Annotated in this window: 16 protein-coding genes; 7 read left to right on the top strand and 9 right to left on the bottom strand. The window is 38.9% G+C overall.

Annotation, left to right across the window (positions count from 1 at the left end; translation table 11 throughout):
• Positions 1–14: 14 nt before the first annotated feature.
• From gcvT to B4N43_RS15825, 6 genes are all read right to left on the bottom strand, one after another.
• On the bottom strand, positions 15–1,097 hold the full coding sequence (gene gcvT / locus B4N43_RS15800) for a glycine cleavage system aminomethyltransferase GcvT (protein WP_075990455.1): 1,083 nt from the start codon (positions 1,095–1,097) through the stop codon (positions 15–17).
• An 80-nt stretch (positions 1,098–1,177) separates the two neighbouring features.
• Complete coding sequence (locus tag B4N43_RS15805) at positions 1,178–1,996, bottom strand: DUF6929 family protein (RefSeq protein ID WP_145328242.1); 819 nt, start codon at positions 1,994–1,996, stop codon at positions 1,178–1,180.
• The gene (locus tag B4N43_RS15810) at positions 1,990–2,682 is read right to left on the bottom strand and encodes a pseudouridine synthase (RefSeq protein WP_286735546.1); all 693 of its coding nucleotides are present in this window, start codon (positions 2,680–2,682) and stop codon (positions 1,990–1,992) included. The genes B4N43_RS15805 and B4N43_RS15810 overlap by 7 nt, the downstream gene beginning before the upstream one ends.
• 1 nt (position 2,683) lies before the next feature.
• Positions 2,684–3,052 (bottom strand): DUF4359 domain-containing protein, encoded by a 369-nt coding sequence (locus B4N43_RS15815; RefSeq protein WP_286735547.1) that lies wholly within the window; start codon positions 3,050–3,052, stop codon positions 2,684–2,686.
• A gap of 145 nt (positions 3,053–3,197) precedes the next feature.
• Positions 3,198–3,689, bottom strand: a complete 492-nt coding sequence (locus B4N43_RS15820) for a DUF4112 domain-containing protein (protein WP_075990459.1) — start codon at positions 3,687–3,689, stop codon at positions 3,198–3,200.
• A gap of 2 nt (positions 3,690–3,691) precedes the next feature.
• Positions 3,692–4,408 (bottom strand): SIMPL domain-containing protein, encoded by a 717-nt coding sequence (locus B4N43_RS15825; protein ID WP_075990460.1) that lies wholly within the window; start codon positions 4,406–4,408, stop codon positions 3,692–3,694.
• Between the two features lie 162 nt (positions 4,409–4,570).
• On the opposite strand from B4N43_RS15825, the gene B4N43_RS15830 reads away from it, so the two are divergent.
• Both B4N43_RS15830 and B4N43_RS15835 read left to right on the top strand, forming a co-directional pair.
• On the top strand, positions 4,571–4,762 hold the full coding sequence (locus B4N43_RS15830) for a cold-shock protein (RefSeq protein WP_046672593.1): 192 nt from the start codon (positions 4,571–4,573) through the stop codon (positions 4,760–4,762).
• A gap of 201 nt (positions 4,763–4,963) precedes the next feature.
• Positions 4,964–5,158 carry a quinol oxidase subunit 4 gene (locus B4N43_RS15835; protein ID WP_088163406.1) on the top strand — a complete coding sequence of 65 codons (195 nt, stop codon included), beginning with the start codon at positions 4,964–4,966 and terminating at the stop codon, positions 5,156–5,158.
• A 144-nt stretch (positions 5,159–5,302) separates the two neighbouring features.
• Here B4N43_RS15835 and B4N43_RS15840 read toward each other — a convergent pair whose 3' ends face one another.
• The 3 genes from B4N43_RS15840 to B4N43_RS15850 form a co-directional block, all read right to left on the bottom strand.
• Positions 5,303–5,791, bottom strand: a complete 489-nt coding sequence (locus B4N43_RS15840) for a DUF805 domain-containing protein (protein WP_286735548.1) — start codon at positions 5,789–5,791, stop codon at positions 5,303–5,305.
• Between the two features lie 237 nt (positions 5,792–6,028).
• On the bottom strand, positions 6,029–6,751 hold the full coding sequence (gene recO / locus B4N43_RS15845) for a DNA repair protein RecO (protein ID WP_201669830.1): 723 nt from the start codon (positions 6,749–6,751) through the stop codon (positions 6,029–6,031).
• Positions 6,735–6,986 carry a signal peptidase gene (locus B4N43_RS15850; RefSeq protein WP_120335659.1) on the bottom strand — a complete coding sequence of 84 codons (252 nt, stop codon included), beginning with the start codon at positions 6,984–6,986 and terminating at the stop codon, positions 6,735–6,737. Before B4N43_RS15850 ends, recO begins: the two co-directional genes overlap by 17 nt.
• 217 nt (positions 6,987–7,203) lie before the next feature.
• Between B4N43_RS15850 and rpmB the strand changes: the two genes are divergently transcribed.
• From rpmB to rimO, 5 genes are all read left to right on the top strand, one after another.
• The gene (gene rpmB / locus B4N43_RS15855) at positions 7,204–7,437 is read left to right on the top strand and encodes a 50S ribosomal protein L28 (RefSeq protein WP_046672597.1); all 234 of its coding nucleotides are present in this window, start codon (positions 7,204–7,206) and stop codon (positions 7,435–7,437) included.
• A 75-nt stretch (positions 7,438–7,512) separates the two neighbouring features.
• Positions 7,513–7,695, top strand: coding sequence for a 50S ribosomal protein L33 (rpmG, locus tag B4N43_RS15860; RefSeq protein ID WP_002998409.1), 183 nt, complete (start codon positions 7,513–7,515; stop codon positions 7,693–7,695).
• A gap of 51 nt (positions 7,696–7,746) precedes the next feature.
• Entirely contained in the window at positions 7,747–7,908 is a 162-nt protein-coding gene (locus tag B4N43_RS15865; RefSeq protein WP_070562566.1) for a DUF4295 domain-containing protein, read from the top strand.
• A 139-nt stretch (positions 7,909–8,047) separates the two neighbouring features.
• On the top strand, positions 8,048–9,010 hold the full coding sequence (gene ftsY, locus B4N43_RS15870) for a signal recognition particle-docking protein FtsY (RefSeq protein WP_088159770.1): 963 nt from the start codon (positions 8,048–8,050) through the stop codon (positions 9,008–9,010).
• An 18-nt stretch (positions 9,011–9,028) separates the two neighbouring features.
• Positions 9,029–10,366: a 30S ribosomal protein S12 methylthiotransferase RimO gene (gene rimO, locus B4N43_RS15875; RefSeq protein ID WP_075990465.1), complete on the top strand. Its 1,338-nt coding sequence runs from the start codon at positions 9,029–9,031 to the stop codon at positions 10,364–10,366.
• Positions 10,367–10,410: the final 44 nt, after the last annotated feature.

Consider the following 10,410-nt stretch of genomic DNA (forward strand, 5'->3'; position numbering starts at 1 on the left):
GCAGGCTTTTTTTATTACTTCACAAATGGTGGTTTTGTTACTTTTGCTTTTATTTTTTGATTGCGGATCAGAATAAAGATCTCGGTGCCGTCTTTTGAAAAAGCTGTATCCACATAACCCAAACCGATTGATTTTTTCAATGTTGGTGATTGCGTTCCCGAAGTAACACGTCCAATTACATTTCCATCAGCATCAACGATTTCGTAATCATGACGAGGAATGCCTCTGTCAATCATTTCGAAACCAACAAGCTTTTTCTTTAGACCAGCTTCTTTTTCCGCTTTAAGCGCCGCAGAATTCACAAAGTCTTTTGTAAACTTCGTTACCCAGCCCAAACCGCCTTCTAAGGGGGATGTATTATCGTCGATATCATTTCCGTACAGGCAGAAACCCATTTCTAGACGTAAAGTATCACGGGCACCTAAACCAATTGGTTTGATTCCATAAGCTTTACCTGCTTCAAAAATAGCATCCCATACTTTTTGGGCATCTTCATTGGCTACATATATTTCAAAACCTCCAGCGCCAGTATATCCTGTTGCAGAAACCAATACATTTTCTACACCCGCAAATGTACCTTTTGCAAAGGTATAGTATTCCATTGGAGCTAATTCGATATCTGTAAGCGATTGAAGTGCATCAGCAGCCTTAGGACCCTGTACCGCAAATAAAGAGGTTTGATCAGAGATATTCTTCATCTCCACACCATCTGTATTGTACTTGGAGATCCAGTTCCAGTCTTTCTCAATATTTGACGCATTCACAACCAAAAAATATGTCTTATCGTCTATACGGTATGTTAGGAAGTCATCAACTACACCGCCAGTTTCATTGGGGATATAAGCATATTGAACTTTGCCATCGTATAATTTTGACACATCATTGGAAGATATTTTTTGAAGTAGATCCAAGGCTTTTTCACCTTTTAGGATGAATTCACCCATGTGGCTTACATCAAAAACTCCTACACCTGTGCGAACTGTTTCGTGCTCATCATTGATGCCTGTGTATTGTACGGGCATGTTGAAGCCTGCAAAGGGAACCATTTTTGCTCCTAAAGCAATGTGCGTCTCCGAAAGGGCAGTATTTTTTAACATAAAAATTAAGTTTTAATCAGCTACAAATTTAATAAAATATACGTGATTCCTCACTGTGAATCCATTTTAGAACAATCGATTTAATTGCTTACCTGGAGCGAATAGATGGTCATATGATCATCTTCGCTATCGGTATCCTCACACAGCAGGAAAACAAGGCCTTGGGCTGTCTTCTCTTTTAACGTGATTCCTTCAAATTTATGCTTTTCAGGAATTTCGAATGTCTCGAGTTTGCCAGAAAGATCTGACGGTATTTTTCCAAGAAGGGAGCCTCCGATTTCTCCATCCAGATAGGTCGATTTTGCGTCTTCCGCGGTAGCGATAAAATAGATTTCATTTCCAACCAGGGTCGCATCTGAGAAGCCTGTCGAGATGCCATTTAGCTTGGGTAGTTCAATCGGGATAAATCGGGACAGGCCGGGAGAAAGCGGGTGATACTCTAAAATGGCATTTGTGCCTTTAGGACCATTTCCCCGGTTAAAAAATAAGATCTTATCTTTTAAATGAACAACGCCTTCAATATTGAAGTCTTCTTTGGAAATACTGAATTTTTCCATTAAGGAAGAATAGATTTTACTGTAGTCTTCCTGAAGGACTGTTTTGCCGTCCCAAATAAAACGATTGTTTCTGTTTGGGGTAGAACCAGAGCCGTAAAGGTAATAGTGGCTTCCATCGAAAGTAATCGATTCCAAATCCATTTTAGCTGCTTTAGCCATGTTTTCCATCGGATCAGAGCGCAGTAGTACGGTTTTAGACAACTTTTGGTCTGCGATATGATAGCTGTAGATGTAATTGCTATTGTCAGAAACGATATGGATCTGACTATCCTGATAGACAATACCAGAAGCTGCGGTGATACCGGATATGCTTATGAAAGCTTCGAGAATCAATTTTAACATACTTCATTGAGGTTTAATATTTCCAATACCCTGATGAAATCGGGTTGTAGGAGCGCTTTGATATGAACGTCTTCGCCCGATAAAGGATGTTTAAAGGTCAGCTCCGAGGCATGCAATAGCATGGTATCCATTTGGTACGTTTCTTTCCAGAACTTGTTTTGTTTGTTGCATCCGTGCGGGCGATCGCCGATAATTGGATGGAAGATATGAGCGAAATGGCGGCGTAACTGATGCATACGACCTGTAATTGGATTGGCTTCGACGAGACTGTATCGTGACGTCGGAAATTTCCCGAAGGGAACGACCAGCTCGCTTTGAGCAAGTAAACGAAAAGATGTTTGCGCTTCCTGAACCGTACCATCGTCCCTTTTTAAAGGATAATCAATCAGACCTTCTGCTGGCGCGAAACCTCTGAGGACGGCGAGGTATTTTTTGTCGACCTTACGCTCCTGAAAACTTTTTTGTAAATATTGGTCGGTCTCCTTATTTAATGAAAATAGCAGTATGCCTCCGGTCTTCCGGTCTAAACGATGTGCAGGATAAACTGTTTTTCCTAATTGGTCCCGAAGGAGCTGTAGCGCAAACTCTGAAGCATCGCGTGCGATAGAAGATCGGTGTACCAATAGTCCATGCGGTTTATTGATTGCAACGATAGATTCGTCTTCGTAAAGTATTTCTAAAGGCATATTAGATCTTTTTCAATGCAGCAATAATTTCGTCTGCTTTTTCATCAATTTTTGGGCTCAGCCAGATGTGTTTAAAAGCTCCTCCGCCTATGATCTGTTCGGTGTCCTGCCATTTTATTTTTGTCAAGGAAAACAAATAGTAGTTGTCTACCACAACGGAACTTTGGATAAATTTATCGACAATGTCATTTCCGAAGAGCTGCATTCCCAAGCCAAAAAACTCTTTATCTTTGGCATGAAGCTGATTTTTTAATAATTGTTCGGCTTTCGCACGGACAATTTTTTCATGTTCCTCTTTGCTGGGGTTAGTCAAAATTGCAGCCAGCATGACGACGATCAAAATCAGTGCAAATATTCTTTTTTTACTCATTTTAAATTCGAGATTAAGTTTTGAATGTCATAACGGGATGACTATCGACATCAAAATTATTAAATAGATATTAGATATAGGTCATTGTTTTCCCAGAAATACCAAGGATTCCATTTTAGCGAGAGAATGACAGGAATTGTTGGCTTTAGATACCATTCAACAGCGAAAAAGCCCAGGAGAATAATGTCCAGATAAGATACAATGTAACAGCGATGAGGAGGAAAAAGACAATCAGGATACTGATGACGATTCCGATACCTGAACCCGTATGTTTTCCTTCATAATAATGTTGTCTCAGTAATTTGATATTCTTTTCGTTGGCTTTGCTAAAAAAATCGAGCAGGTTTCCGAGGAAAGGAATGCTCCCAAGAATTGCATCCAGGGAAATATTGAGGAGCATGCGTATGACGAGCTTGGGGCTGGCGCCATTACGCCACATGGCTATGACTAAGACTAGTGATGTTCCAAAACCCGCTATTGCTCCTCCTAGGGGAATAAGGTTTAACAGCGGATCTAACCCAAACCGAAATCCTCCGATTTTAAACTGATTATCCATTAACCAAGATATTCGGTCGATCCAACCGAAATCTTGGTCAATTTGTTTTAATTTATCTGCTGGAGTTTTTTCTCTATGCATGATTACAATAACTCGAACGAAGCGCTGATCTCACTCGTTACTTTCATCGGTCTGATATTTAAATCAAGCCCATTGCCAGCAGCACTATCTGCAGCTTCGGCCATGGCGCCTTTATACATGGCGTTACGCATCATCGGTTGAACGCCAAATATAATTTGTTGCGGTGTTTCAGATAATACGATAGCTTTGCCAATTTTTTGACCTGCTGCTTCTGCTAGAATCTGTGCATTAGCTTTGGCATCCAATACTGCTTTGGTTTTTAAACTTTTTTCCAGTTCTTTTTTCTTCGAATAGTCATATTCACTGATATAAGTGCTTTGGATACCAGCTTTGTCGACTCCATCTAGTAATTGATCCAGATTATTTAAGTTGGTTACCTTGATACGGTATTGTCTCGAAAGTAGAATATCTGTATCTTTTTTCTTTTTGTCCGGGACGTTATAACTCCAGATATTTTGGATGGTAAAATCCTCTTTTTTAACACCAGCTTTTGTTGCCGAATCAAACAGATCCTTTTCTAATTTGTCTATTGCAGCTTTTTTCTTGGTGTTACCATTCTCATAAAACTCTTTCAGTGTTACATCGATGTAGATGATATCGGGAGTTACTTCCTCTTCGGCACGGCCTACCGTGGATACAAATTCTTTATTAACCATTTGTTGAGCGTTTAATTGAGTCATCAAACCTAAAAATGCAAGTCCTAAAAGTATTTTTTTCATGTTTTTTGTCTTAAAGTTTTTATAATAATACGATTGCTATTATCGCTTTGCTACAAGATTGGAGCCAAAGTTGATGAAAAAGTTTAACGGATAAAAAAAATAAAAAGGTTAAGATTTTTGATTTTATTTCTATACCTTTAGGGAAATTAATAATATAGTGCCATGCAAGAAGGTAAAGTAAAATTCTTTAATGAGACCAAAGGTTTCGGTTTCATCATCCCTAACTCAGGCGAGAGCGAAATTTTTGTTCACGTTTCGGGATTAGTAGACAAAGTTCGTGAGAATGACAATGTATCTTACGAAGTTGAACAAGGCCGTAAAGGTCTTAATGCGGTAAATGTAAGAGTTATCTAATTAGATTGAAGATATATTTATTGTGAAAAGGCCTATGCGAACAGCATGGGCTTTTTTATGCAGTTGTATTTCATGAGCCAGGATTGATATTATCCTTTAGCATTGGAAATTCCAAAGAGTAGGTGCGGGGGCGGTCGTTATGGTCGGTTAAACATTTTGGACTGATAATTGTAATGAAGTGTTTAAAATATGGAGATTAAGATGAAACGCACTTTATTATTGGTTCTTTCTGTCGTAATAGCGGTTTCCATGTCGGCATGTTATTCCACTCATCATGGCCACAGCCATGGCCGAGGTCCGAAAAAAATGCCGCCAGGTCAGGCTAAAAAATACTACGGAGAGCAGTCTGCCCGTGATTTTGCTCCCGGGCAACAAAAGAAAAAGAATAGATATTAGTTCTAGTTAGACTTTAAAGGGTCACGCCGCTATCAATTCTTGGGGCGGTGAATTTTCGTTAGTTGATCGGGAAAGATCAAAAATAGAATTTAAACAAAAAGCCCTTCCACAAGATTGTGAAAGGGCTTTTTATATGGGTTAGCCTTAAGCAAAGGGATCTTTATCGGGTGCAGGTGGCGCAGGATTCGAGGGTTGCGAACTTCCGAATGGGTCCTGTGGACGAGAAGAACCAAAAGGATCTTGGCTTTGATTAAAGGGATGATTTGAACCGTTTTCAATAGCCTTGGGGTCTGGACCATATTGATTAGATGCTTTGTCGCCTTCCAAAACCAATAGGTAGAACAGATAAATCCATCCAATAAACGGAATAAAGAAAACTAATATGAACCACCCTGATTTATTGGTGTCGTGCAGTCTTCGGACCGTAACGGCTATCCCTGGAATAAATAAAGCTAAACTTACTAGGCCGGATATATAAGTAAATAAGCTCGCAATTTTTCCTAGTATTCCGAATACTGCTCCAATAATAAGAACCGCAAGTATATACATCCAATATTCTTTTCGGCGGGCTCTCCCCTCAAAATTTGCGTAGTTGTCTCGGACAACTTTTAAAAAGGCTTCTTTAAGTTCCATATCTTTAAGAGTTTTTTAGGTGAAAATGATGTTAGTAAACCAAATGTTATTTCAATTTTGTTACAATAAATGTACCAAGAATTTATCTGGGAGGATAGTTTATGTTGGCAAGTGGTTGATTGTCAATTTGTGATTGCCGTGTTTTTTGTTTAGGGTGTTTCACGTTTCAGAGGAGATATTTATTTCCTGTTATCCAAAGGTTCCAGTTGAACCTTTTAAATAGAAAGCTGAAATTATTTATCTAAAGATCTCTTCGAGTATATAGAGCGATTTTATTTCTTTAAAATTTGTGCGGTGGAGACGATAGAAGTCGAGCACTTTTTCCAGTAGGAATTGTCGATCAGAACTGCTCATTTTGATGCGGTCGCAATTCGAATATTCGGATTCGATCAAATTTCTAAAAATTGATGTGTGGGGTTCTTGTAATACAAGTGGATGTTCAGGAAGGCTATTTGAGAAGGTCGCTTCATGAAGATTAAAATAGGGGTGGGCCTGCTTAGATTCAGCCGGATAAAACCCGAGAAAACGGGTTAGCTTGATTAAAAAAACAAGATGAAAATTGGCCAGATTTAAATGCGTTTCATCCAGCCAACGGATAGATTGGTGGATGAATTCAAAAAGGTAGGGGTCGTTTTCCTGTTCCTTCAGAATTTTATAGAGTATTTCATTCAGAAAAAGAGCGAGGGAGCTTTTGACAATATCATAAGGAATTTCTTGCAGGACAGGGACTTGACGAGCTTCGGAGATCCGCTGTAATGAACCATTATCTTTATGTGTAGCGACAATTTCCAATAAATGTAAGGGTTGAAGGATATTGGCCTTGATTTTTGCTTTAGGCTTCCTTGCACCAGTAATGAGATAGGATTGCATGCCAAACTGTTCGGTGTAGAGCTGCGCCACGAGGCTACTTTCCGAATAGTTGGTTGTTTTTAAGACTATACCCCTAGTTTTGTTCAGCATCTCCTTCTTTATCTTTTTTATGCGATTCTTCACGCATCTCAATAATGGCATTTCGGTCTACCTTACGAATCATGCGATAGATTAAAGTCAGGACACCGATACTAAATGCAATAACTCCGACAAGCATAGCGAGTTTATACCAGTTGGAGCGCTGTTCCATCAGATAATATCCTAAGATTACAAGCACGACACCAATGATTATTTCCCTTAAGCCCTTGCGAAGATATTTGTTCATAAATGTGAATTGTTGAAAACTATTTTTCTTTACAGAGCAAATATAATACAATAAAATCCTTTATTTTTGCCCTTACCATTCCTGTGTAGAACTATTTTTAAAAATAATTCCAATTATCTTGTTGCTTATCCAAAAAAAAATATAGATATTTGCAAACTCTTTGCAGAGAGTGCAAAGGATTAACATATTGTAATAAAGACAACAAAAAAATAATATCATGTCAAGAATTTGTGATTTAACAGGCAAAGCGGCGTTAACAGGAAATAACGTTTCTCACTCAAACGTTAAAACTAAACGTAAATTCTATCCAAATTTACAAACGAAACGTTTTTACATTCCAGAAGAAGATCGTTGGATTACGTTAAAAGTATCTACTTCTGCTATCAAGACTATCAACAAGAACGGGATTACAGCAGCGATCAATAAATTTATCGTTAAAGGGTCAATCTAATTGATTGTCGCGCCTGTTACATTAAGATTATTCATGAATTTCAATCCTATAATAGGATCAAAATAAAGTAAAACAATGGCTAAAAAAGGAAATAGAGTACAAGTTATCTTAGAATGTACTGAACACAAAGAAAGTGGTCTTCCGGGAATGTCTCGTTACATCACTACTAAAAACAAAAAGAACACAACTGAGCGTTTGGAATTGAAAAAATTCAACCCAGTATTGAGAAAAGTTACTGTTCATAAAGAAATTAAGTAAGTCACACATCTTGGCCCTTGAAAGAGAAGCTAAGTAAAATATTAATATACCATGGCAAAGAAAGCAGTTGCATCGTTACAAAAAGGTGGCGGTAAAGAATTTACAAAGGTTATTATTACTACTAAATCTGCAAAAACTGGCGCGTATACTTTCAAAGAAGGTATGGTTCACAACGATAAAGTGAAAGACGTAGTTGCAGCAGCTCAAAAATAACTAGTAGCATTTTCCTTTTTTAAAGTTTTTCTTTAAAAAGAATTCGATAAAAATAGCCGTTTTGGTATCCTACCGAAAGGGCTTTTTTTGTTGAGGACATTTGTTTATATTTGAACATCAATTTTCACTACTACACTCCATGGGATTATTTGATTTTTTTAAGAAAAAACCACAAACACAAGAAGAAGAACAGGCCTTAGATAAAGGTTTGGAAAAAACAAAAGAAGGCTTTCTTTCCAAGATTACAAAAGCTGTCGTTGGTAAGTCAACAGTAGATGACGATGTGCTGGATAATCTGGAAGAAGTTTTGGTTACTTCTGATGTTGGGGTTACAACTACCTTAAAAATCATTGATCGCATACAAGCCCGTGTTGCCCGCGATAAGTACGTTTCTACTTCTGAACTGAACAATCTCCTGAAAGAGGAAATTCAAACGCTACTGGCAGAGAACAATAGTGCTGATTTCGAGAATTTCAATTATGGCGATCATAAACCATACGTTATTATGGTTGTAGGTGTTAATGGGGTTGGCAAAACAACGACCATTGGCAAGCTGGCTCATCAGTTGAAACAAGCTGGAAGCAAAGTTGTATTGGGAGCAGCAGATACCTTTCGGGCAGCTGCTGTTGATCAACTTAAATTATGGGGTGAGCGTGTTGGCGTGCGTGTTGTCGCTCAGGCAATGGGCTCGGATCCTGCTTCAGTGGCCTATGATACCGTGAAATCGGCAGTGGCAAATGGTGAAGATGTGTGTATCATTGATACCGCAGGCCGTTTGCACAATAAGGTTGGCCTCATGAATGAGCTCACGAAGATCAAAAATGTGATGCAGAAGGTTGTTCCTTGTGCACCACATGAAATCTTGTTGGTTTTGGATGCATCGACAGGGCAAAATGCCATTGAGCAATGTACGCAGTTTACGCAGGCAACGGATGTGAATGCCTTAGCATTGACTAAACTCGATGGAACGGCTAAGGGTGGGGTGGTTATTGGTATATCTGATCAATTTAAGATCCCGGTGAAATACATTGGTGTAGGAGAGAAAATAGGTGATCTTCAGTTGTTTAACAAAAAGGAATTTGTGGACTCCCTTTTCAAATAGAGTCTACCTTCTAATCATATGAAGACAAAATACGCGAAACCAGCGCCTTTGATCAATAAACCACGTGTCAATGTGGTGACCTTGGGCTGTTCGAAAAATATTCACGATAGTGAAGTCCTGATGGGCCAGTTAAAGGGCAATCAGATGGAAGTCGTGCATGAAGCATCCAATATACAGGCGAATGATATTGTCGTCATCAATACCTGCGGTTTTATTGATAATGCCAAGCAGGAATCTATTGATGCGATCTTACAATATTCGGATCTAAAAGATCAGGGTAAAATCAATAAAGTGATCGTTACAGGTTGTCTTTCTGAACGATATAAGCCAGAGCTACAGTCTGAAATCCCCAATGTTGATGCCTTTTTCGGTACGAATGATTTGCCGGATCTGTTGTCATCCATTGGTGCTGATTATCGGCATGAATTGTTGGGCGAACGCTTATTGACAACACCCTCGCATTTTTCTTACTTTAAGATTGCCGAAGGATGTAACCGTCCCTGCTCTTTTTGTGCAATTCCCTTGATGCGTGGTAAACACGTTTCCAAATCTATTGATGATCTTGTGAAAGAAGCAAAATTTCTCGCGTCGAACGGCACGAAAGAATTGATTCTGATTGCACAAGACCTGACCTATTATGGCTTAGATATCTATGGAAAGCGCAATCTTTCTGATTTAATGCGCCATTTGTCAGATGTTGATGGTATCGAATGGATCAGACTGCAGTATGCCTATCCTTCGGGTTTCCCAATGGATATTTTGGACGCCATGAACGAACGTTCAAATATCTGTAATTACTTGGATATGCCATTGCAACATATATCTGATCCGATGTTGAAGTCTATGCGAAGAGGTACAACAAAACAGAAACAGATCGATCTTGTCAACGCAATACGTGACAAAGTTCCAGATATCGCGTTGCGTACAACATTAATTTGTGGTTATCCAGGTGAAACTGAACAGGATTTCCAGGAGATGTTGGATTGGGTTGAAGAGACCCGTTTTGACAGGTTAGGCTGTTTTACCTATTCTCATGAAGAAAAGACGCACGCACATTCGCTGGAGGATAATGTGCCACAGGAAGTAAAAGAAGAACGCGTGGAAGCTATCATGGAAGTACAGCAAGGTATTTCGTATGACATCAATCAGTCCAAAGTGGGCAATACGTATAAAGTATTGGTTGATCGGGTAGACGGCGATTACTTTATTGGCCGCACAGAATACGATTCTCCAGAAGTAGACAATGAAGTTTTGATTCTTGCTGCAGATTCTTATGCACGTATTGGTGATTTTGTTCAGGTAAAAATCGACCGAGCTGAAGATTTCGATCTATATGGTGAAATTGTAAGGAAATAAGTTTAAAAGCTTATAGATGATAATATAAACAAACGGGCCTCCTT

The sequence above is a fragment of the Sphingobacterium sp. UBA1897 genome (assembly GCF_002337775.1).
Lineage (GTDB): Bacteria > Bacteroidota > Bacteroidia > Sphingobacteriales > Sphingobacteriaceae > Sphingobacterium > Sphingobacterium siyangense.